The 22,974-nt window shown below is 65.6% G+C and carries 22 protein-coding genes; 4 read left to right on the top strand and 18 right to left on the bottom strand.

Annotated elements, in window-relative coordinates; translation table 11 throughout:
- Nucleotides 1–16 precede the first annotated feature (16 nt).
- Nucleotides 17–925, bottom strand: a complete 909-nt coding sequence (locus tag A5697_RS06825; RefSeq protein ID WP_067277064.1) for a hypothetical protein — start codon at nt 923–925, stop codon at nt 17–19.
- Nucleotides 926–1,234: 309 nt separating this feature from the next.
- Here A5697_RS06825 and A5697_RS06820 point away from each other — a divergent pair, with 309 nt between their 5' ends.
- Entirely contained in the window at nt 1,235–1,834 is a 600-nt protein-coding gene (locus tag A5697_RS06820) for a TetR family transcriptional regulator (protein ID WP_231971994.1), read from the top strand.
- A gap of 119 nt (nt 1,835–1,953) precedes the next feature.
- Here the strand turns inward: A5697_RS06820 and A5697_RS06815 are convergent, their stop codons facing one another.
- From A5697_RS06815 to A5697_RS06770, 10 genes are all read right to left on the bottom strand, one after another.
- The gene (locus A5697_RS06815) at nt 1,954–3,030 is read right to left on the bottom strand and encodes a hypothetical protein (RefSeq protein WP_068009091.1); all 1,077 of its coding nucleotides are present in this window, start codon (nt 3,028–3,030) and stop codon (nt 1,954–1,956) included.
- Nucleotides 3,031–3,117: 87 nt separating this feature from the next.
- Nucleotides 3,118–4,062 carry an alpha/beta hydrolase gene (locus tag A5697_RS06810; protein WP_068009088.1) on the bottom strand — a complete coding sequence of 315 codons (945 nt, stop codon included), beginning with the start codon at nt 4,060–4,062 and terminating at the stop codon, nt 3,118–3,120.
- Nucleotide 4,063: 1 nt separating this feature from the next.
- Nucleotides 4,064–4,936: an SDR family oxidoreductase gene (locus A5697_RS06805; RefSeq protein ID WP_068009086.1), complete on the bottom strand. Its 873-nt coding sequence runs from the start codon at nt 4,934–4,936 to the stop codon at nt 4,064–4,066.
- Nucleotides 4,933–5,418: a nuclear transport factor 2 family protein gene (locus A5697_RS06800; RefSeq protein ID WP_068009083.1), complete on the bottom strand. Its 486-nt coding sequence runs from the start codon at nt 5,416–5,418 to the stop codon at nt 4,933–4,935. The genes A5697_RS06805 and A5697_RS06800 overlap by 4 nt, the downstream gene beginning before the upstream one ends.
- A gap of 69 nt (nt 5,419–5,487) precedes the next feature.
- On the bottom strand, nt 5,488–6,474 hold the full coding sequence (locus A5697_RS06795; RefSeq protein WP_068009104.1) for an acyl-CoA dehydrogenase: 987 nt from the start codon (nt 6,472–6,474) through the stop codon (nt 5,488–5,490).
- Between the two features lie 47 nt (nt 6,475–6,521).
- Nucleotides 6,522–7,658 carry an acyl-CoA dehydrogenase family protein gene (locus A5697_RS06790; protein WP_068009107.1) on the bottom strand — a complete coding sequence of 379 codons (1,137 nt, stop codon included), beginning with the start codon at nt 7,656–7,658 and terminating at the stop codon, nt 6,522–6,524.
- On the bottom strand, nt 7,658–8,434 hold the full coding sequence (locus A5697_RS06785; protein WP_068009081.1) for a crotonase/enoyl-CoA hydratase family protein: 777 nt from the start codon (nt 8,432–8,434) through the stop codon (nt 7,658–7,660). The genes A5697_RS06790 and A5697_RS06785 overlap by 1 nt, the downstream gene beginning before the upstream one ends.
- A complete protein-coding gene (locus tag A5697_RS06780) occupies nt 8,431–9,849 on the bottom strand; it encodes an aldehyde dehydrogenase family protein (RefSeq protein ID WP_068009079.1) in 1,419 nt (472 codons plus the stop codon). The genes A5697_RS06785 and A5697_RS06780 overlap by 4 nt, the downstream gene beginning before the upstream one ends.
- Before the next feature lie 23 nt (nt 9,850–9,872).
- Nucleotides 9,873–10,979 carry a zinc-binding dehydrogenase gene (locus tag A5697_RS06775; protein ID WP_068009076.1) on the bottom strand — a complete coding sequence of 369 codons (1,107 nt, stop codon included), beginning with the start codon at nt 10,977–10,979 and terminating at the stop codon, nt 9,873–9,875.
- A 15-nt stretch (nt 10,980–10,994) separates the two neighbouring features.
- Entirely contained in the window at nt 10,995–12,605 is a 1,611-nt protein-coding gene (locus tag A5697_RS06770; protein ID WP_068009072.1) for an acyl-CoA synthetase, read from the bottom strand.
- Nucleotides 12,606–12,706: 101 nt separating this feature from the next.
- Between A5697_RS06770 and A5697_RS06765 the strand changes: the two genes are divergently transcribed.
- Entirely contained in the window at nt 12,707–14,635 is a 1,929-nt protein-coding gene (locus A5697_RS06765) for an NAD(P)/FAD-dependent oxidoreductase (RefSeq protein ID WP_068009068.1), read from the top strand.
- Entirely contained in the window at nt 14,632–15,519 is an 888-nt protein-coding gene (locus A5697_RS06760; RefSeq protein ID WP_068009065.1) for an SDR family NAD(P)-dependent oxidoreductase, read from the top strand. Before A5697_RS06765 ends, A5697_RS06760 begins: the two co-directional genes overlap by 4 nt.
- Nucleotides 15,520–15,572: 53 nt before the next feature.
- On the opposite strand, the gene A5697_RS27005 is transcribed toward A5697_RS06760, so the two are convergent.
- Nucleotides 15,573–16,211, bottom strand: coding sequence for a Dabb family protein (locus A5697_RS27005; RefSeq protein WP_068009063.1), 639 nt, complete (start codon nt 16,209–16,211; stop codon nt 15,573–15,575).
- The gene (locus A5697_RS28285; RefSeq protein WP_068009060.1) at nt 16,204–16,551 is read right to left on the bottom strand and encodes a hypothetical protein; all 348 of its coding nucleotides are present in this window, start codon (nt 16,549–16,551) and stop codon (nt 16,204–16,206) included. Before A5697_RS28285 ends, A5697_RS27005 begins: the two co-directional genes overlap by 8 nt.
- Nucleotides 16,552–16,652: 101 nt before the next feature.
- Here A5697_RS28285 and A5697_RS06745 point away from each other — a divergent pair, with 101 nt between their 5' ends.
- A complete protein-coding gene (locus tag A5697_RS06745; protein WP_068009057.1) occupies nt 16,653–17,876 on the top strand; it encodes an NADH:flavin oxidoreductase in 1,224 nt (407 codons plus the stop codon).
- On the opposite strand, the gene A5697_RS06740 is transcribed toward A5697_RS06745, so the two are convergent.
- The 5 genes from A5697_RS06740 to A5697_RS06720 all read right to left on the bottom strand — a co-directional run.
- Nucleotides 17,877–18,797 carry an alpha/beta hydrolase gene (locus A5697_RS06740; RefSeq protein ID WP_068009055.1) on the bottom strand — a complete coding sequence of 307 codons (921 nt, stop codon included), beginning with the start codon at nt 18,795–18,797 and terminating at the stop codon, nt 17,877–17,879.
- Complete coding sequence (locus A5697_RS06735; RefSeq protein WP_068009052.1) at nt 18,794–19,627, bottom strand: IclR family transcriptional regulator; 834 nt, start codon at nt 19,625–19,627, stop codon at nt 18,794–18,796. The genes A5697_RS06740 and A5697_RS06735 overlap by 4 nt, the downstream gene beginning before the upstream one ends.
- Nucleotides 19,628–19,783: 156 nt before the next feature.
- Entirely contained in the window at nt 19,784–21,250 is a 1,467-nt protein-coding gene (locus tag A5697_RS06730) for an FAD-dependent oxidoreductase (protein WP_068009049.1), read from the bottom strand.
- Entirely contained in the window at nt 21,247–22,155 is a 909-nt protein-coding gene (bphC, locus tag A5697_RS06725; protein WP_068009044.1) for a biphenyl-2,3-diol 1,2-dioxygenase, read from the bottom strand. Before bphC ends, A5697_RS06730 begins: the two co-directional genes overlap by 4 nt.
- Before the next feature lie 9 nt (nt 22,156–22,164).
- On the bottom strand, nt 22,165–22,974 hold an 810-nt coding region (locus tag A5697_RS06720), incomplete at its 5' end, for an acyl-CoA dehydrogenase family protein (RefSeq protein WP_068009041.1).

Here is a 22,974-nt window from a genome sequence, read left to right as displayed (position 1 = left end):
GCGACCACGCCGCTTCCTAAGTCGATGACACCGGCATGATGGGGATCTTCTTCATCGCGCTGGCTCTGGGATCAGGGGCGGCCGCGGCCGCCTTATGGTTTGCTTCACCGCGCGTGTACGTCCACACGCAGAATGGTTCTCCTTGGGCAAACTTGAAATCCTTTGGCGGCAAGTTGATGTCGAGTTTGCACCCAGGAAAGAACGGGGCTGAGATTCGCTGCTCAAAAGTGCAGTTCATCCAGGCCCGTGCCGGTGGGTAGAGGCCTTCGTCGGTGTACTTCTGCAGCACTTCGCACCGACGCATGTTGAGCACCACGTGATCGGGGTTGTACACGATGTACTCGCCGCCGTACCCGAGCGTGCCATCGATGCTCAGGCAGGCCAACTTGAGAAAGTCCACCACGTGCACTGGCTCGATCTTGAACACTCTGGCCAGTTTGGGGTATTGGTAATCGATGATGAGTTGATACATGTCGGGAAGCCCGAGCCAGACCTCCTCCTCAGGGAGGATCTTGGTCCACTGGTCGATGAAATAGTTGTGTCCTTTGAGGTACTGGTCCCAATAGGTTTTGATCAGACGTATCAGGGCCGGCTTGGTCAGGTCCTCAGTCTGAACATCAAAGGGAATCGCTTGGTATTGAGCGTTTTTCCAGTCCCAACCCGGAGGGGCGATGTAGCGCCCCATCGGCATCACTTGGCGCATCCCCGCCCGCGACAGCTCCGCGGCGACGTCCATGGCCGCGCTAATGCCGACCTTCTCCGAGTAGATCTTGACATGGGCGTAGGGCATGAAGTTCAAGACGTCTTCGAACACTCGCGCTAGGCCCATGAGGAAATCGCGGGAAAAGTCTTGGACGTTGCCGACCTTCCCCATGAAGTCATGGGTGTAGTCGTCATAGTTGAGTTCTTCGGTCTCAGTGGTCATCGGGGTTTCTCCTCAATTGGGCTCGGCTGGCGTCGTGACCTCGTTGGCTGGGTGGTTCAGCCCGCCTGGGGGCGGGCCATCGCATACCTGTCAAAGGGCCACTGTTGGGCGGCGCGTCACTGCGGTGGTGTGTCAGATTGCGACATGAATGGCAGAATCTGACAACACGATGTTAGTCCGCAGGGGTGTGGGTCACCATCGCGATCCCGCTCAGCGGGATGCCGTCGCAGGTCCGAGCACATCAGTCAAGGGATTGCCGCGGTTAGGATTGACGTGCAGTTCGTGTGGCGAGGAAGTGAGGCAAGGCTGGTGAGCAGTCCGGCGACGCACGCGGAGCGCCGCGCCGAGGATCTTCGGATGCACATCGCGCTAGCTGCCCGCGACACTTTTCTCGCCGACGGGTCTACCTCGGCGACCGTCGAGCGGATCTGCGAAGCGGTGGGCATTGCGCCGCGGACGTTTCACCGGTACTTCCCGGTCAAAGAAGACGTCGTTATGCCGCTATTCCGTGAATTCGGCAGGCTGAGCATCGAGACCCTGCGTGACGCAGCACCGGACAGCGATACCGTCGAGGTCCTCGTTGCGGCATTCAGCACCGAAGTTCCCCGGCGGGGCCGGATGGAGATCGATCGCAGGTTCATGGCGATGATGATCAGCGATCCCCAATACCGATTGCGGTGGCTGGACTGGGGACAAGACCTTATCGCTTCCATCACCGAGTTCCTTGCCGCCCGGTTCGATCTAAGCGATGACCCATTCACCCGAGAGCTGCCTGCCCAGCTGGTGGTTCAAGCGTGTCGGCACGCCTACGTCCACTGGGTCCAGCACGGCGATTTCGCCGCCCTGCAATCCGCGTTGCGATCCGCCATGCAGATGATCGTAGGAACGCTAGCGTGCCCGGGTGTCTGAGCCGCAGTTCACGGTCGGTCGATCAGGATAGGTCCAACGTCGTGTGGCTCTCGGGACATTTCGTTGTCCCACCACCCCGGGATTCGCCGAAATGATCCTTGATGCTGCGCTTTCCGTGCTTAAGCCAATTGGAACGCACTCAGTGGCGCTTCTTCTGGATAGGTAGTGGGTCCGCCGAGGTCGTAGGCAGCATTAAGCGCGGCAATGAATCCAGGGTCGTGCAGGGGATCGCTGGGAGTGTCGAGCTTGATGCCCTTGCCCTTGAGGTCGTCGATCATGATGCCGATGGCCCGTTCGATCGTGATGTCGTCGGAGCCGTCCATGTTCTTTTTGAGTTCCTCGAAGTCGGAGAACACTTCGGCGGACCAGTGGACCAGGAAACGCAACTCGTCGGTGTGGTGACGGGCGATGACGTCGTCGCCGTTCTTCAGAAGCCAGTGGTCGGGGTCGGCCGGGTCGCCGGCGAAGACGGTGTCGAAGGCCAGCCCCGGCGGAATCTGTTGTTCCAGCGGCCCGTTGGCTTCTCCGCGGTGCACCATCATCTCGTTCTGAACGACCACTCCGCGGTTGTTGATCGGCGGCAAGACCCGGGAGGGTGCCTTGAGTGGGCCGTCGGGCCAATAGGTAAAACCGGACCCCTCGTCGAGGGAGAACCAGGTGATGACCTGAGCCATTTTGATGAGGTAGTCGGTGAACAGGCCCGACTTGCCCATCACGCTGCACAGCCAGGTGGGGGCGTTCTCGTGGCGTACACCGCGAAAGCTCGGCGAGTCCAGATGGCCGGGATCGCGGTTGGCGCAGGGGCCGTTGATGTTGAACAGCATCATCTCAGGCTTGGCGTACTCGGCGTTCCAGTAGCTCTTCGCGTGCTCGAGGAACGTGGCGTTGTAGAAGCAGTCGTGCAGCTCCGGGTACAGGATGGCCCCGTAGTTGGCCAGGTAGCCGCGGAATGTTGGCGTCAGAAAGAGGTCCAGCGACGGAGTGAATCCCTCGGGAAAGGCACCGCTCATGGTGGCCATCAATTCGTCGGCCGACGCGAAGTGTTGGGCGATGATCAGCTTCCAAGGACCGTGCGCGTGTACGACATTGAGCAGCCGCTCGCGTTGGTCGGCGGTGTAGACGTTGTCGATTTCGCGCGGCGGGGCGGCGGGCCGCAAAACGTTGGAAAGCTCCATCCGGCGCTCATCCGTAAGCATCAGCGGTCTCCTTCTGCATGTTTGGATTGGTGGGATTGTCTCCGGCACCGTCGTCGTACGGTCGACGCGTGTCCGGTGATCGGGACGTCAAAATGGGAGCGGATTGGCGAACTTGGCGCCCAATGCCGCGCCGATTTCGGCGATGGCGAGTCGGCCGCGGGCGGTCGCGTCGGGGTACATCAGAAAGCCGTGGTAGGTACCCGGATAGCGGGTGAGGGTGGTCTGAACTTCGGCGTCCCGCAGCCGGGCCGCGTATCGTTCACCCCAGTCCCGGATTGGATCGCAGCCACCGGTGACCACGATCGCGGGCGGCAGCCCAGAAAGGTCGGAGGCGTAGGCGGGAACCAGGAACGGGTCCTCGGGCGGCCCGGCATCTCCGTCGGCAAGTGCGTGCATGTAGTCGATGTCGTCGCGGGTGAGGAGCGGCGCGTCGGCCGTCGAAGCGACCGACGGGGCCGTCATGTCGCGATCCAGGCCCGGGTACAGCAGCACCTGCGCGCAGATCGCCGGACCGCGGCGGTCACGCGCGGCCAGTGCAACCGCGGCCGCCAACGAACCTCCGGCGCTGTCGCCGATCACTGCGAGCCGGTTGGCGTCGACGCGTAGCTCCGCGGCTCGGCGTGATACCCATTCAGTGGCGGCGTAGGCGTCGTCGAACTGCGCCGGGGGTGCCGCTTCCGGGGCCAGGCGGTAGTCGACGGCGACAACGGTGGACATCGACGCCGAGGCGAGCGCGCGGGCCAGCGGTTCGAACGAGTGGTTGGAGCCCATGACCAGGCCGCCGCCGTGGAAATACACCAGCACGGGTGTGTGGGAATCTGTGGTGGGACGGTAGATCCGCGCGGGTATCGGCCCGGCTGGCCCCGGGATGGTGACGTCGGTGACGCTGTCCATCTGTGGCATTGCCTCGGGCAGCGGCGCGGATTCGATCGCGGCCCGCACCGCGGCTAGGCCGCGTTGGCGCATCGGCGGGATCGTACCGAACGACGCGACTCGGGCGGCGGCGTCGGGATCCAGCGGGGGAGTGGGCACGTTAATGCCGCGCGGGGTCGAACCGGCGCTCGGTGCGCAATACCGGCGCCTGTTGGGACGCAAGGGTATTGGCACGCTCTTGCATCGCCGACCGAACGTAGTCTGGATGGGTGAGCAGATAGAAACCGCCTTTCGCGGCTTGCTCGAACACCACCGCGGCAGCTGTCAGCGGGTCCATCGCGTCGGCCTTCAGGTCGAGCATGGCCGTACGGTGTGCCTCGGCGGCCGCGACGTCGGTTGCCTCATTGCCGTCGACGCCGCCGGCTGATTCGAAAATGTTGGACAGCACCGGGCCGGGCAGCACCGCCTGGACATGAATGTGGTGGTCGTGCCCGCTGGACTGTACTTCTAGGTCGAGACACTCGGTCATCGCCAGCACCGCATGCTTGCTCACAATGTAGGGCGTTTGCAATGGCATCGCGACGACCCCACCAACAGACGACACATTCCACACCCACGCCTGCTCAGGGCTCGCCATCATTCGCGGCAGAAACGCGCGGATGCCGTAGAAGACCCCGCTGATGTTGATGTCGACGATCCGCTGCCAGTTGACCACCGGGGTGTCCCACAGGTAGCCGAACTGTTCAATTCCGGCATTGTTCACCAGCAACCGCACCGGCCCGACATCGCGATAGGTCTTGTCGGCGAGCTCTTGCATGGCGACGGGATCCCTTACGTCGCAGACCATATCGACCGCGGTGCTTCCTGCGGCGGTGAGCTCCTGGCGCAGGGCGGTGATGCTGTGCGCATCGACATCGGTGAGCACCACGGTCATGCCCAATTTGCCGGCGTATCGGGCCATGCCGGCACCAAAGCCCGAGCCGGCACCGGTGATGACGGCGACGCCGCCAGAGAAGAGCTCTTGAACGGTCATGGTTGCGACGCGGTGGCGGTGTCGCTGTGCAGTTCGGATAGCAGCACGGAGTTGGTGGCATCCAGTACGACGTCCATATCGGTGAACTCCAGCCCATTGGGGCCTCGGCGCACGCCGACGTTGACCACCCCGCTGGACACCGCGAACGGCACGAAGTTGGCGATCTGATTGACGAAGATGTAAAAGCGGGCGCGGGTTACGCCGCTATCGGTGCCGGTGCGGTGCACGTTGGTGGCGTGGTGACGCAGCGGGTAGGGGCTTTGTTTGCGATGCTCGGACAGCCACTCGATGACCGCGTCACGAGTGTCGAGTTCGGGCGACATCAGTTCCTCGAAAGGACTTGCGCCACTGTCGCTTCGGGTCAGGTAGTGCACATCGTGGGCGTAGCTGGCGGCCAGCTCGTCATAGTTGGCTTCGTCGTAGTGGTACCAGAAGGCGGCGATGAACTCCTGCAGTTCCGACAGCGTGATGTCGTTGCTCATGCCCACAGTCAATCCCGGCTGTGGCCCCGCTAACACCCCGGCGCCCGTTGAGTGGAACACCGTCCATGCTCAGCCGCCGATCAGGCTCCATAGCCCGGCGGCTCCCGCCCCAAGCGCGGCCGACGTGACCTGTTCGTCCCAATATTGCACGGATCCGAACTCCCCCCGCCACACCAGGGCGGGCCGGGTGAACTCGTGTAGCCGGTGCTCCCGTGTGGTGCCGATCGCGCCATGAACCTGGTGAGCGTTACGCACCACCACGGAGGCGGCCTGGCCCACACACGAACGTGCCACCGCTATGAGGAAGGCGAGGTTGGAAGCCGACCACGCGCTAGTGACCGCCGCCGTCAGCGCCGCCTCGGTGGCCGATCGCGCCAGAGCCGCCTGCGCGGCGATGTCGGCGATCATGTTCTGCACGGCCTGAAATCGCGAAAGGGGTCGACCGAACTGGACGCGTGAGCTCGCGTGCTCGATCGAAAGCTCCAGAATCCGGTCCAGCGCCGCACACACTTGCACCGCGCGCACCAAGGCCGATTTCAGCCGCAGCTGGTCGACCACACTCGCCTCGAGGGGAACACCGCACCAGCCGGCGGGGTCGGCGACGACGATATCCCGTGGCTCGCCAATCGCATTGGCGCCGGGCGTGATATCCAACGACTCGGCATTGACGTCGGCGGCGTGATACTCGCCGCCCCGCTGCCAGATGACCACGATCTGTTGGGCGCGAGACGCCCAGGGCACGCCCCTCGCGGCACCCTGGGCATCGAGCAGGCACACGGTCCGCACCGCGTCGTCGCATGGCGATCCGCTGGCCTCCAGCAGCCAGCACGCCAATAAATCGTGCTCGGCCAATGGGATTCGCGCGCCGTGCTGAACAGCGACGGTGAGCAGCTCGGCCGCTTCGTGCCAGCCGGCGCCGCTGCCACCGGAGTGTTCGGGGCCGGTGAGGCGCACCAGTCCGAGCTCGTCAAGCTGGCGCCATAGCTGGGCGTCACGATCGACAGTGGCGACGGATGACTGCGTTGTGCGGTACGCGCCGAATACCGCGCGCATCATGTCGATCAGGGCCGGGTCCACCGGGGACGCGTCGATCGGTGAGGTTGTCAACGGATCCCCAATCCGCGGGCAATCACACCGCGCAACACCTCGTTGGTTCCGCCACGCAGGGTAAAGCCGGGGCGCTGGTCCACCGCGGCGGCTATCAGCTCCGAGGATGCCGCATCGACGCCGCCGTGCCGGTCAGCGAAGTCGGCGACGTCACCTTCGACAGTGGTGCCCAGCACCTTGACCACCGCCGCGGCCACGTCAGCGGGCTCGCGGCGCTCCAGGGCGCCGGCGACAGCGGTCGACATCTGGTGCAGGCCGGCGACCCGGGCCACCAGGCGCCCGAGGCTCTCATCTCGCGAGATGCGCTGGGTCGCCATGTTGGCGGTGGTCGCTGCGAGCAGAACGAAAGTAGAGAGGAAGCGTTCGGGTCCGCTGCGCTCAAAACTCAACTCGGATGTCACCTGCGTCCAGCCGGCGCCGACGTCACCGAACACCATCGCGTCGGGCACGAATGCCTGGTCGAGGATCACCTCGTTGAAGTGGTGGGCGCCGTTCATCGAAATGATCGGACCGACCTGCACCCCCGCACCTCGTAGGTCGACGATGAACTGGCTGAGCCCAGCATGGCGCTGGTCTGGCTTCACTGGTGCAGTGCGGGCAAGCACGATGAAGGCGTGGGCGCGGTGTGCGCCCGATGTCCAAACCTTTGTGCCCGATAGCGACCAACCGCCCTCCACGCGCACGGCGCGGGTGCGCACACTGGCCAGATCGGAACCGGAATCGGGTTCGCTCATGCCGATGGCGAAGAAGCATTCGCCACGTACGATCCGGGGCAGAAATTGCGACTTCTGCAATTCGGTGCCGTATTTCAGCAGCGAAGGCACGACCTGGCGGTCGGCGATCCAGTGCGCGGCGACCGGTGCGCCGGCGGCCAGCAGCTCCTCGGTGACCGCGAACCGTTCCAGAAATGTGCGCCCGTGTCCGCCGTACTCGACGGGCACCGTCATACCGATCCAGCCGCGCGCCGCCAGGGCGGCAGTGAAAGTCTCGTCCCACCCCGTGAGCCAGGCGTCTACCGACGGGGTGAAGGCGCCCGCGGCGCGTTGGTCGGCGAGAAACTGACGGACCTCCGCGCGTAGCGCCTGCGTCGATGGATCGACGGCGGCCGGTGGCACCAACCGGGGTAGCGCCATCAGGTCGTCTTCCACTTCGCGATACGCCGTTCATGTTCGGGATCGCGGTGAGCCAGCGGCTGCATCGCTGCGGCCATCCCCAGCGTGGTGTCCAGTGACGCCGTCTGCGATTCTCGCAGCAACCGTTTGGCCATCCGCAGCGCGTGCGGCGGGTTCTTGACGATCCGCTCGGCCAACGCGTGCGCGTGGGAGAGCAGGTCGTCGTGGGGCACCACCCGGCTGACCATGCCCCACTGCACGGCGGTCGCCGCGTCGATGCGGTCACCGGTGAAGGTCATCTCGGCGGCCCGCTCGTAGCCCACCGCCCGCGGCAGAAACCAGGTGCCCCCATCGCCGGGGATTAGGCCGAGCTGTACGAAGCTCTCGGCGAAGGACGCCCGCTCAGAGGCCACTCGGATGTCGCACATCATCGCCAGATCGCAACCGGCGCCAATGGCCGGCCCATTGACTGCTGCGATCAGCGGAACCTCGAGGCGGGCCAGTGCCCGCGGGATCCGTTGGATGCCGTCGATGTAGGCGTGCCGTTGGGCCCGAGCGTCCAGGCCGAACATGCCGTCTCGGTCGGCCATCTCTTTGACGTTGCCGCCGGCGGAGAAGATCTTGCCGCGTCCGGTGAGGATCACCGCACGAATATTGGTGTCGGCGTTGGCATTATCGACTGCGGCCTCGAACGCGGAGATGAACGCTTTGTCGGTGATCGCGTTGCCGAGGTGCGGCAGGTCGATCGTCCATACCTGCGTGGGTCCGCTGGTCGCGATATCGAGAGGCACGCTCATGCCGGCAGCTGCAGGGACTTGGTCTGCAAGTACTCTTCGAATCCGGCGCGGCCGAGTTCACGTCCGATGCCGGATTTCTTGTAGCCGCCGAACGGTGCCACCGGGTTGTACTTGCCGCCGTTGATGTCGAGCTGGCCGGTCTGCACGCCGCGCGCAAAGGCGATGGCCCGGTCGGTGTCGGCCGCCCACACCGCGCCCGAGAGGCCGTATGGGGTGCCGTTGGCGATGCGCAGGGCGTCGGCATCGTCGGTAAACGGGATGACAGCCAGGACGGGACCGAAGATCTCTTCTTGGCCGAGTTCGGAATCCGGGTCGACGTCGGCGAACACCGTGGGTGCGACGTAGTAGCCGACCTCGCGGATCGGCTCGGCGCCCCCGGTGAGCAGGCGCGCACCGTCGCGTTGGGCGCGTTCGATGAAACCCCGCACGGTTTCGAACTGGCCCGCCGACGCCGAGGGTCCGATTCGGGTCGCCGGGTCGCGCGGATCGCCCACGGTGTATTTCGACACGGCGGCCTCGATCAGCGCCAGGGCCTCGCCGTAGCGGGACTGGGGCACCAGCATCCGTGTCCAGGCCATGCAGGTCTGGCCGCCGTTGAGGAACGCGTTGCCGACTCCGACCTTCACCGCGGTCGCCAGGTCGGCGTCGTGGAGGATGACATTGGCTGACTTGCCGCCAAGTTCAAGCGCGACCTTCTTCACCGACCGCCCGGCCAACTCCCCGACGCGGGCTCCGACGCCCGTGGAACCGGTGAACGAGACGAAGTCGATTTCGGGATGGGCGGCGATGCGCTCGCCGATCCGCGCACCGCGCCCCGAAACCAGGTTCACCACACCGGCGGGCAGACCGGCCTCCTCGAGGGCCTCGACGAACTCGAACACCGACAACGGTGCTTCATTGCTGGGTTTGAGAACCACCGTGCAACCGGCCGCGATCGCCGGGAGCACCTTGGCGACCACCTGATACAGCGGATAGTTCCAGGGCGTGATTGCGCCGACCACGCCGTAGGGTTCGCGCAGGATCAGCGAGTTCCCCACTCGTTCTTCGAACTCGAAACCATCAAGAACGGCAGCGAATCCGCGGGCCACCGCCAGCGGGACCTGCGTCTGCACGGTCTGCGCGATGCGCACCGGCGCACCCATTTCCCGGGTGATCGTCTCGGCGATATCCGGCAGACGCTTTTCCATGGCAGCGATCACCGCCGCGACGCGCTGGCGGCGCTCGGCGACACTGATCAGCGGGTCAAAGGCGCGCCGTGCCGCGGAAACCGCCGCATCGACGTCGGCTTCGTTACCTGCGGGAACCGTGCCAATGACCTGTTCTGTCGAGGGGTCGATCACCTCGATGAGGTCCCTGCCGGCCGGCGTGATCCACTCGCCGCCGATAAACAAAGTCTTCCTGGCGTAGTCATGCATCGGTTGTGGTCTGCTTTCTGTCGTTAGGGCACGATGCTCGCGCGAACGTCACGCTTGCTCTCGGCCGCGGCGAAGGCGTCGTTGATGTCGTCGAGCGGGTAACAGGCCGCCGCGAGTCGGTGCAACGGAAGCCGCGCCTGATGTTGGTCGAGAAACTTCAGCGCCCGCGACAACACGATGGGGTCGTACAACGAGACCCCGACCATCATCTTGTTGCCGAAGACAAAACGGGACGGATCGAATTCGAAGGTCTTGCCAATGTTGATGTTTCCGATCTCCACGTAGCGGCCGAACTGGCCCAGCATCTTGAGGCCTTCGTCGATGGCCGAGGGGTGGCCGACCACCTCGACCACGACATCGGCGCCCTGGCCGTCAGTCAGTTGTCGCACGAGTTTGGTCCGGTCTTTGACCGTCGCGACGTCGTTGATGTGGATGACTGTGTCAGCGCCGAACGCGGTCGCCAGCTCTAGGCGCTCGGCCATACCGTCGATGGCGATCACGTGGGCAGCCCCGCGCGCTTTTGCCACCGCCACTGCATACAGACCCAATGCCCCCGCACCCTGCACCACCACCGATTCGCCGAGCTGCAGGTCGACACGCTCCAGACCGTACATGACCTGTGACAGAGCACAATTGGCGCCCGCGGCGATGTCATCGGATACCGAATCGGGGACCGTGTAGACCACCGCGTCGGCGGGCAGCAGGAAGTAGTCGGCGTAGCCGCCCACGAAATAGGGTGGCTCGTCGGCGCGGCCGAGCATGGCCATCGTCAGCTTCAGACAGGCGTTGCGCCTGCCCGCCAGGCAGTTTCGGCACGTGTGACACGAGAAGAAGTAGGGAAAGACCACTCGCGTGCCCGCCGTCAGCGGCGCGCCATCAGAATCGGTGGTGACCCCAGCGCCGAGCGCTTCGATCGCGCCGACCATTTCATGGCCCAACACGGTGGGTAGTTGACCTCCCAGGCCGCCGGTGGCGAACGTGCCGTGCCAGGCGTGTAGGTCAGAGCCGCAGATGTTGGCGCGACTCACCTTGATCAGGATCTGACCAGGCCCCACCTGCGGAAGGCTCACCGTTTCGATGTCGAACGGCTTACCGGGTTCGTCGAATCGCGCGATTCGGCCTTTAAACACGACAGAGTGGTCCCTTCATTGGCTGGTGAATTCGGGGGTGAATGCGTCCCGCAGGGCGCGTTTGAGTAGTTTGCCGCTGGGGTTTTTCGGCAGTGAATCGACGAAGAAGACCCGTTTGGGCGTCTTGAACCCGGCGAGGTGCTGCCGGCAGTGCACGAGGACGTCGTCTTCGGTGAGGGTGACGCCGTAGCGGGGTATCACCGCGGCGACCACGGCTTCCACCCAGACCGGATGCGCCAGGCCGAATACGGCGGCCTCCTGGATCCCGTTGTGGCGGTACAGAATCTCTTCGACCTCGCGGCTGGCGACGTTCTCGCCGCCGGTTTTTATCATGTCTTTTTTGCGGTCCACGACGTGCAACAGCCCGTGCTCGTCGTAGTAGCCCAGGTCGCCGGAATGAAACCAGCCGCCGCGGAAGGCCTCGGCCGTTTTAACGGGGTCGTCCAGATAGCCGACCATCAGATGTGGGCTGCGGTGCGCGATTTCACCGACGATGCCGGGTGCTACGGGGGAGTCGTGGTCATCGAGGATGGTGGTTTCGACGTTGACCACCGGTCGTCCGGCCGCGCCGGCGTGGGTGTCCTGCTCGTCGGGCCCCAACGCCGAGGCCAGAGGCGCCATCTCGGTTTGACCGTAAAAGTTCCACAGCCTCAGATTCGGCAGCCGTCGGCGTATTTCGTGCAGGACCTCGGCGGGCATCGGTGAGGCGCCGTAGTACCCCTTGCGCAGGCTGGACAGGTCGACGTGGTCGAAGATCGGGCAACGCAACAGTGAAATCCACACCGTCGGTGGCGCAAAGTAATTCGTCACCCCGTACCGCGCGATGGTGCGCAGGACCAATTCGGGGTCCGGCCGCGACAGGATAATGCTGGTCGCTCCCAGATAGAGGTCGGTGGCCAAGAAGTTGTCCAACTGCGCGCAGTGGTAAAGCGGCAGTGAGTGGATTTCGACGTCGTCCGGTGACATCGCACCGGCCACGATGGTGCTGACGTACTGCCACATCAGGCTGCGGCTGGTGTGCATCACGGCCTTGGGCCGTGATTCGGTGCCACTGGTGTACATCAGCCGCACGAGTTGCTCATCGCCGATGGGAGGGTTCGGTGCGGCCGTGGTCGTCGTGAGCCACTGAGCAAAGTCGTGCCAGCCGGCAGGAGGGATGGCCCCGTTGGCCGTCAGCGCAACCTTTGTCGTGACCGCCCCGCCCAGACGCATCGCCTCTTCGGCTGTCGCCGTCAGGGCGGATTCGACGATGAATCCACGGACCCGGCTATCACCGAGGATATAGGCGATCTCCTCGGCGGTGAGCATGAAATTGATGGGCACCAGGACCACCCCCGCGCGCGCGGTCGCAAATGCCAAGACCGCGAACTGCCAGCAGTTGTGGGACAGCAGCGCCGCGCGATCGCCGGGGACAAAGCCGTTGTCGCGCAGCGCGGCTGCGGCTTTATCCACCAGCTGGTCGAACTCGGCGAAGGTCAGCACCACATCACCGTCGATGATCGCGATCTTCTCCGGCTGCCGGCGGGCTGACCGGCGGGGGATGTCGCCGAGCGACTGACTGCGCGCCTGAGTGACGGCGGCGTCAAGTTCCCGAGTCACTCGGTCGTTGTGGTGCGCCGGTTGCATGCGACGAACACTAGGTCCCGATATGGTTTCCGTGATCCTGGCCTCCCGCTGAGTAGACAACAGCGGTGCCCGGGGTGACGGTCGGCTTCAGACTCAATGGCATGACCGCCGCTACCGAATCGACGTCGCCCACCGGACCGGCCGCTCCTGATCCCGACGAACTGCGCGCCAACCTGCGTCAGGCGGACCCGGGTGTGCTGGTGGCGGTGCTGGCGCAGCTCACCGGCGACGTGTCGGTGATCGATACCTACGCGCCCAAGATCTCCTATGTTGCTGACCCGCCCGAGCAGGCCGGCGTCACAGACCCCGACACGGCCGATTCGCTGGTCAACGCCCTCGTCGAGGCGCTGGGACGGCCACGGTGCGCCGATGCGACATCCCCTGTGGACCGGGACTTCTTCGCGAGGCTCCTACCTGTAGCGCTGGGTTCGCAGGTCGACGACGAGCAGGTGGACCTGTTGTTCGAACAGGGCGGCTTCCAGCGGTCGCAGCCAACTTTGCCGCGGACTGTGCCGATCCCCGAGACGATCACCATCGCCATCATCGGTGCCGGTCTGGCCGGGATCAGCGTCGCGCTGGCCGCCGCCGCTGAGGGAGTCGCGTTTGAGATTTTCGACCGCAATGACGAGGTCGGCGGCACCTGGCTGACCACCACCTACCCCGGCATCGGTGTGGATACGCCGTCGGCGTATTACTCGCTGTCGTGGGAAGTGAACCCGGACTGGAGCAGCTACTACCCGCAGGGTGGGGAATATCAGAACTATTTGGTGGCGCTAGCCGATAAACACAAGCTGCGCGACCACATTCGGTTCGGCACCGAGATCGAGGCGCTGTGGTGGGACGACGAACGCAACCAATGGCAACTCCATGCGGTCGATGCCAAGGGCCGTCGCACGATCAGCTACGCCAGCGTCGTTGTCGCCGCGGCGGGCTACCTCAACCGGCCGCGCTGGCCGGATATCAAGGGTCGAGACACCTTCGCGGGCAACAGCATTCATTCGGCGCTATGGGATTCTTCACTCGATCTCACCCACAAAAAGGTGGCCGTGATCGGGGCGGGCTGCACCGCCGTACAGATCGTCGACGCGTGTGTCGACCAGGTCGAGCACCTGACGGTGTTCCAGCGGCAGCCACACTGGGTGGCGCCGCGTAAGCGGCTGACCGATGAGGTGCCCGCGTTCCGGCGTTACCTAGGACGGCACCTGCCCTACTACGCGAAGTGGCACCGGCTCAAGTCCTATTGGGCCACCGCGGACAACAACTACCCGATCATCCTGCAAGACCCGGACTGGAACAAAGATCACCTGTCGATCTCGCCGGCCAATGACGTCCTTTTGCAAATGTGCCTGCGCTACATCGAGGACACCTTCGGAAAAGACACCGAGCTGGCCAAAAAGGTCACCCCGGACTTCGCCCCCTACGGCAAGCGGATCATCCGTGATCCGGGCGGTTACTACGCGGCGTTGACCCGCGACCATGTCGACGTGGAGGCCAGCGAGCCGGCCGAGGTCAACCCGAAAGGCATTGTCACCCAAGACGGCCGGCAGATCGACCTCGATGTAATCATCTACGCGACCGGTTACTACTTGGACTTCTTATCCACCGTGGACATACGTGGACGCGGCGGCAAGAAGCTGGCTGACGAATGGGGTGACAACCCCCGTGCGTACCGTGGTGGCACGGTGCCCGGCTTTCCCAACCTGTTCATCATGTCGGCACCTAACTACAGCCCGGGACACGGTGCGGGAGCGAACTTCTCTATGGAAGTGCTCGCGCACTACATCATCGAATGCTTGCAGTTGATGGCGCTGCGCGGCGCCACCACGATCGAGGTCACCCAGCAGGCGTACGAGGATTACGTTGCCGCGATCGATGAGGCGATGCTCGGCACGGTATGGTGCCACACACCCAACGCCCACACCTACTACCGGTCCGGCTCGGGCCGGGTAGTGGTGGCCACCCCGTACCGACTGGTCGACGTCTGGCATCAGCACCGAGCGCCGATCGAGCAGGACTTTACGCTGCGGTGAACGAGTTGCTCACCGGCAGGACGGCTTTGGTAACGGGAAGCAGCCGCGGCATCGGTCGCGCGGTGGCCCAACGGCTGGCGGCCGAGGGTGCCACCGTCGCGGTGACGGCGCGCGCTCACGCGCCCTCACGCTCGCATCGCGCCGGGTCCGATCGCACACTACCCGGCACGATCGAGGAGACCATCGCCTTGATTGAAGATGCCGGCGGGTCGGCGTTCGGGGTGGTCGCCGACCTCGAAGACGCCCAGGCGCGCGAGACCCTGGTCGACCAGGTGCTCGACCGCACCGGCCGCATCGACATCTTGGTCAACAACGCCGGCTTCGCCGACTACTCGGTCATCGAGGACATGCCGCTGCAGACCTTCGACCGCACCGTCGAGCACTATCTGCGCACCCCCTTCGTGTTGACCAAGGCCGCGGTTCCGCACATGCGCAAACTGGGCGGCGGGTGGATCGTGAACATCGGCTCGGTCACCGGTGTGGCACCGGCGCGGCCGTACCGCGATTACAACAAGACCTCCGGCGATGTGATTTACGCGTCGTGCAAGGCCGCACTGCACCGGTTCACCCAGGGGGTGGCCGCCGAGCTGCTCGACGCGAACATCGCGGTGAATTGCGTTGGCCCGTCGACGGCTGTGCGCACCCCCGGCGCATCCTCGCTTATCCCAGAGGGCTTTCCGACCGAGCCGGTGGAGTATCTGGCCGAAACCGTGCTGGCAATGTGTCATCTACCGGCGGCCAAACGCACCGGCCTGGTGGCGTTTAGCTTGCACTACTCGTGGTCACAACGGCTGCGGGTGCACAGCCTGGACGGAAAAACCGAACTGCCGCCACTGGAGCCGCCGGCGAACGCTAATCCGAACATCCTGCCCGCCGGGATGTGAGTCCCTCGGCGGACAACGGAGATCTGCCCGACACCGACTGGGCCCGGGACCGACTAGGTCGGCGACGCGGTCAAGACGGGCTGATTGCATCGACAGAAGCTGTGGCACACGCGGTCTCGGATGATGACATCAGGGCATTCAGGATCAAACCAGCGGTCCACGACCGCCCAGTGGATCGGATGCATCAGGTAGGGGCCCATCAGCGCATCGACGTCGCTGAACTCTTGCTCGAACACGTGGGTCCACCGTGATGCCCCGACCGCATCGTCGACCCGGCTGAGCTGCCATGCCCTGATCGTCGGTATGAAGCGCGGCATCGAGGCCAACTCGTTCTCGAAACGCGCAACGGTGTCGGCATCGGTGTCCGGCAGCACCCGTAAAAGCAGGGCCCGGTAGACCGTGCCCGGGCGGCCACCATTGGGCGTTGGAGCGCCCCTGTAGCTGACCCCGTTGACATGGGTGATCGCAGGATCGCCCAAAATCGCGGTGAAATCGTCTGCGGCGGTGAGCCATTGACTCGGGGAATCGAACCTCAAGTGGACTAGGACGTCACCGCCGTTGCGGGCCCCGGGCAGCGTCGGCTCGACGAGCCGGTGACGGGCGCCAGTCGCCTCCGCGCTCGCGCGCACCAGCGTGAGTATCCGGTCGCGGTGTTCGTCTGCGACGTCGAGGAGGCGGGTGACGTTATACACCGCAGAGCCCGTCGACGTCGTCGGCGGCCGCAGCGACCGAGCGGGACCGCTCGGCGACGAGTTCCTCGATCTGGTCCCACCACCGGGCCAGCGTCGAGTCGGGGCGGCCCTTCCAGGTCATCTCCCACCAGGCCTGGGCGCTGGGCAGGGCCCAGGTGATGGTGACAGTGTTGGATTGGTCCGTGAACCAGATCGGCGGACTGACCAGGACATCGCGCAGCGTCATTCCGCGGGAGCGGGCACCGGGCGCGTACTCGGCGAGGTAGGTCTCCACGAACTTCCGTGCGCAGCCAGGCCGCGTAACCACCCTGTCGATCACGAAAATCCGACCGTCGGCCATGGGCGTGACCGTACCGACCGTGTGCGACCCCGGACAGGTTCAGTCCCGGCCATCGGGAGGACCTCATTGCCCCCCATCCGGCTGGGCACCACGGTGGGAGGATGAGCGCTTCCTTCAGTCCCGTGCAGCTCGGTCCGGCCACCTTGCGCAACCCGATCATCAAGGCCGCGACCTCCGAAGGCCGATCGCCCCAGGGGCTGGTCACCGATGATCTCATCGCATTTCACCGGGCGTTCGCCGACGGGGGAGTGGGCATGACGACTGTGGCCTACTGCTGTGTCGCGCCCGAGGGCGCCAGCGCCCCGGGGCAGATCGTCATGAGCTCACAAGCGTTGCCCGGCCTGCGCAGACTTACCGATGCCGTGCATGGGGCGGGTGCGGCCATCTCGGCCCAGCTGGGCCATGCCGGGGTGGTGGCCCCCAGGGCGCTGACCGGGGTGACCGCCCTGTCGCCGAGCCGGTTCGTCAATCCGACGTCGTTGGCCTACTGCCGGGCGATCACCCGCGACGAGATAGCAACCGTCATCGACCAGTTCGGCGCGGCGACCCAGGTAGCCATCGATGCCGGATTCGACGCAGTTGAACTGCATTTCGGACACCTGTATCTGCCGAGCTCGTTTTTGAGCCCACTCATCAACCGCCGCAAGGACGAGTACGGCGGCTCCATCGACAACCGTTCCCGCCTGTCACGGGAGATCGCAGAACGCGTCCGCGAGGTGGCCGGCGGCCGGATCGCCGTCATCGCCAAACTGAATATGGACGACGGACTGCCCGGCAGTATCTGGATCGATGAAGCGTTGCGCACCGCGCAACTCCTCGACACAGACGGCACTCTCGACGCGCTCGAACTGACCCAAGGGTCCTCGGTCTTCAAGCCGATGTACCTGTTCCGGGGCGACGTCCCGGTGCGCGAATTCACCCGCGTCATGCCGGCCGCGCTGCGGCCTGCCATCAGGCTGGCCGGCAAGCGCGTGATGGGCAGCTATCCGTACAGCGACCTCTACATGCTCGAAGCCGCACGCCAATTCGTGCCGGTGATGCGCAACACCAAACTGATCCTGCTGGGCGGCATCACCCGCCGCGACCACGTCGAGACCGCACGAGAGGAGGGATTTGACTTCGTGGCGATGGGTCGGGCGCTGCTGCGGGAACCCGACCTGGTCAACAAGATGATTGCCGACCCGGCCAGCCGCAGCCGATGCAACCACAACAACAAGTGCATGGTCACCGTTTTCGGCCGCACCCACTGCGTGCTCGATCCCGACCAACGCTACGGGCCACCTACCAAGATCGAGGAGCAGCCCGCCCAGCCCGCAGCACGGTAATCACCGCAGCAGCGTGGCCAACTCGCGGCACGCCTGCCGCCGGGCTTCGTGAGCGATGTCGAGCATCGGCATCGTCATGAACCCATGGATGCCTCCCTCGAAGCCACACCGCACGGCGACCACCCCCGCCGATTGCAGCGCGTCGGCGTAGGCGATGGCTTCGTCCCGAAGCGGATCGTGCCCGGCCGTGACCATCACCGCGGGCGGTAGCCCGTGTAGGTCCGCCCGCAGCGGTGAGGCGTAGGGATGGTCACGGTCGGCGGGTGCCGGCACGTACTGGTCCCAATACCATTGCAGCGCGACCTTCGGGTTATAGAAACCCTTGCCGAACAGTCGATATGACTCGGTGTCGAAGCCGGCCGCGAGCATCGGGTAGAGCAGCAACTGAGCGGCAATCGCCGGGCCGCCGCGATCGCGCGCCATCAATGCCGCGACCGCGGCCAGGTTGCCACCGGCGCTGTCACCGCCCACCACAACCGCTCGTGGACCGCCGCCGGCGAGGTCGGCGGCCCATCGGGTGGCAGTGTAGACATCCTCGGCCGCTGCGGGCCAAGGGTTTTCGGGAGCCAGCCGGTACCCCACGGAAACCACCACGGCGGGAACGAGGTTGGCCAGACTGCGGCACAGGCCGTCATGGCTGTCGAGGTCGCAGAACACGAATCCGCCGCCGTGGGCGTATACCAGGATGGGCAAGCCTGCGTCGTCGGCATGGCCGTGGGGCCGGTAGATCCGTACGGGAATGTCGGCGTCGGTGCCTGGGATCGTGTGGTCTCGAACTGTGGCGACCGGCTCGGGCTCGGCGGCCGGCACGAACCGCTCGCGGATGGCCGCCCTGGCCTGGGCGCCCGTCATGGTGTGGACCGGAGGAAAGTCCGCGTCCAACCCCTCGATCAGCGAGGCGATCTGGGGATCGAGGTTCACGCGTACTGCAGGGCGGGCTGCCGCGGGGGCATCGGGCGCGGGGGCAGCAGCGGTCGCATTGTTTGCAGCGTGGGCGCCACCCGGTGAGCGCCGTCTTCGATGTTGCGCCAGATATTCACCGCGGTCATGCGGACCGGGGTGGTCAGCCGCTGATCGAACACCATGCGATTCATCGGTGCGCATACCGACACCGCGGCAATCGCTTCACCGGGGTTGCCGATGGGGGCTGCCACGCAGCCAAAACCCAGCAGCGACTCCTCGCGCTCGAAGGCGACGCCATGGGCACGCACCTTGGCCAACTCAGCGGCCAGTTGCGATCCGGTGCAAATGGAAAACTTGGTCTTACGCGCCTGCAGGTCAACGTCGGCCTGCTGGTCGCTGTAGGCTAGGATCGCCTTGCCGACCCCGGTACAGTGCGCGGGCTGCCGACCGCCGACCCGGGTGGGGATCGCATTGATCAGTCGGTCACCGATCTTGTCGAGGTAGACGACATCGGGCCCGTCCAGAACCGCCAGATGAACGACAAGCCCAGTGGCGCGGTGCAATTCACCCAGCAGGGGAGCGGCCGCGCGCACCAGGCGGTCTTGGTGCACGGCCAGTGAGCCCAACTCCACCAGCCGCATGCCGAGCTCGTAGTCGCGGCCGTTGCGGCGTAACCAGCGCAGCTGAACCAACCGCTCGAGCATCCGGTGCGCCGACGAGCGCGGCAGGCCCGTGCGCCGCACGATCTGGGCCAGCGTTAGCCGTCCCGGTCCTTCGAAGGCGTCCAGCACCAAGGAGACGCGGTCGATGACGGCGGTGGGAGTTGCTGTTTCCAGGGGCGCTGACATCAGTCCTCCAAAGCTCCATTGCATCTGGCTGCGATATCTCTATTAGAGATACCCCAGTTTGTACCATAGCCTTGTGCTCGCTGTCACATGACATGCCAAAAGCGCCACCGGCCACAGTTGTGGCGGGTGGGGGATGTAGGGATCAGTGCAGGTCGGCTAGCCCTTGGCCGCGGATCGGCCCGCGCGGCGGCCGTAGAAGCTGCCGTCGCCGAGCGAGATGCCGCTGGCGTAGCCCCACGCGGCCAGCCCGGCGGTGCAGCGGCCGGCGGCGAACAGGCCGGGGATGGGTTCACCGCTGACGTGGAGCACCTCGGCGTCCAGCGTGGTGGCCAGTCCGCCCAGGGTGAAACCGCCGGTGTTCTCGCGCAAGTCGATCGCGCCGACCGGGGAACCGATGGGCCGCAACCACTCCGGCTTCTTGTGCAGTAGCGGGTCCTCGCCGCGGGCGGCGCCCTCGTTGTAGGCGGCGACGGTCGCCTGCAGGGAAGCCGGCGCCAGACCCATCTCGCGTTCCAGGTCGGCGACGGTGTCGGCCACCCAGGTCGCCTCTCGCAGCATGAACTTCGGCGACCAGGACGCCATCGCCTCCTGCTGGGCGTCGTCGTCGATGATCAGGAAGGCGGTGTTGTCCTGTTGGTAGAGCGTCAGCTGGCCGATGCGGCCCGGATAGGTGTCCTCGGCGACGTAGCGCTGACCGCGGCCGTTGACCAGGATGCCGCGCACCAGTTGCTGTGGGTCGATGAAGATCGCGACCTCGGTGGCGTCCATGTGCGCCAGGTCGGCGCCCAATGCCTGAGCCATGCGGATGGCCTGGCCGTCGTGCTGCTCGATGGAGGCGGCCGGGCGGCCCGCGATTCGCGGGGCGTAGCGGGCCACCATCGCGTCGTTGTAGGCGAAGCTGCCCGTGGCGAGCACCACGCCCTTACGGGCTCGGACCGCAATGTCGTTGCCGTACTGGCGCGCCCGGATGCCCACGACGCGGCCGTCGGCCCCCACGACGAGGCCTTGCACCCGCACGTCGTAGAGCGCGCGTGCGCCGGCGGCGATGGCGGTTTCGACGAGCGGCTTCATCAGCATGTAGCCGGCGCTGGCCTCGCCCTGCTTCTTGTTCTGCATCTGCGGGACGTGTCCGCGCGGGGCGGGGGAGGCGATTGTGTTGAACGGGTAGGCGTTTTCGCCGCCGCTGTACATCAGGCCCTGGTCGCCCATCGGTTCCCAGCCGGGCTCGGAGAAGAACTCGGCCTTGAACGGCACGCCGCAGCCGACCAGCCAGTCGAAGTGGGCGACGCTGCCGGCGCAGTAGTCGGCGATCCGGTCCGCGTCGGCGCCGGGCCCCATCGCGACATTGAGGAACGCCGCCATGTTGTCGACGGAATCGTCGAAGCCGCAGGCTTTTTGCAGGGGCGTCCCGCCGCCGAGGTAGATGAACCCGCCGGCCATCGCCGCCGCGCCGCCCCAGGAGCCGGTGCGTTCCAGTACCAGGACGTCGGCGCCGGCGCGCGCCGCCTCCACCGCCGCGGCGGCACCGGCCACGCCGTAGCCGGCGATGACGACGTCGGCCTCGTCATCCCACGACGTGATGGACGCGGCCGGGACCGGCGTGACGTCCTGATCGGGTGTCATAACCGCATGGCCGCGGGCATTTCACCGATCCACTGGTGACCCCAGTAACTGTCGGCGGTGATTTCCTCTGCCGTGTAATAGGTTTCGTCGACACGCATGCCGTCGGTACCGAATTCGATGTCCCAGTCGCCGGGGGCGCGCACGTAGAACGACACCATCTTGTCGTTGGTGTGCCGGCCCAGCGTGGAGGACAACTGGAAGCCCTCGGCGTTCACGCGGTCCAGTGCCTGCCCGACGGCGTCGAGGCTGTCGACCTCCACCATGATGTGCACCAGGCGCGGGTCGCGCTGATGTGCGGCCGGGACGATGGCCAGGCTGTGGTGGCGTTCGTTGATGCCGAGAAAGCGAACCCGAACGGGCCCAAACTCTTTCGGCAGCGGCACCCGGAACGCGCCCCGCGCACGGAACCCCAGCACCTCGGTGTAGAAGTCGAACAGCCCGTTGGGGTCCATCGCGGGCACGACGACGTGGCCCATGCCCTGGTCGCCGGTCACGAACTTCGCGCCGAAGGGGGTGACGACCGGGCTGTGGTCGAGCACCGCACCGTGAAACACCTCGAGCGTGGTGCCGGCCGGGTCGTCGAAGGTGATCACCTCTTCCACCCGGCGGGCTTCGGCCTCGTCGGCCGACAGCTGCTTGAAGGGCGTCCCGGCGGTGTCCAGGGTTGCCTTGACCCGTTGCAGTGCCCGGCGGTCACGCACCTCCCAGCCGACCGTGAGCACCCGGTCGGTCTCGCCGGGCACCACGATGAGCCGGGCGGCGCGCTCGTCCATCCGCAGGTACAGCGCCTCGGGGTCGGGGCCCTTCCCCTCGGCGAAACCCAGCACGCCGAAGGCGAATTGGCGCCAGCGGTCGATGTCGTTCGTCGAAATGGTGATGTAGCCCAGGCTTTTCAGGTCGGTCAACGTGCTCTCCTAGATCAAGGCCCGCAGGGGGCCCTCGGGCGGTTCGATACCCAGCGAACTCAGCGCCGACGCGTGATAGGTGGTGCCCGGCATGTGGATGGCGTGCAGTTGGCCGACATGCACGTCGCGCCAATACCGTTGCAGCGGCTTGTCCATGCGGGCCGCGTTGCCGCCCGAGCGGGCGAAGATCTCGTCGACCGCCGCCACCGCGCGCCACACCGCGCGGATCTGGGTGCGCCGACCGGCCGCGCGGTCGGCGAACGACACCTCCTTGCCGGCGGCGACCATGTCGTAGATGCGGTCGGCGTTGGCCAGCAGTTCCTGGCGGGCGGCGTTGATGTCGGCGGCCGCCTCGCCGATGGCGAACATGACGTAGGGGTCGTCCTTGATCGCGGTTCCGGTGGCGCCGACGCGCTCGCGCTGGTAGTCGAGGTGCGCGGCCAGGGCCCCTTCGGCGATGCCGATCGTGGCCGCCGAGATGCCCAGCGGAAACATCGTCGACCACGGCATCAGATAGAGCGGTTCGGTCATGCCGGCCTCGCGCTGGGCGGTGCCGTCCATCACCTTCGTCGCGTCCATCGTCCGGTAGGACGGCACGAACGCATCGGAGACGATGACGTCCTTGGAGCCGGTTCCGCGCAGCCCCACCACGTTCCACGAGTCCTCGACGATCTCGTAGTCCTTGCGCGGCAAAATCATGTGCAGCATCTGCGGCGGCATGATCGGAATGCCCTTGTCGTCGCCCAGCATCGCGCCCAGGATGATCCAGTCGCAGTGGTCGGTGCCCGAGCTGAACTGCCAGCGGCCGTTGAAGATGTA

It is taken from the genome of Mycobacterium sp. E3251 (genome assembly GCF_001666835.1).
GTDB lineage: Bacteria > Actinomycetota > Actinomycetes > Mycobacteriales > Mycobacteriaceae > Mycobacterium.
This window is presented reverse-complemented; position numbering and strand designations above follow the sequence as displayed.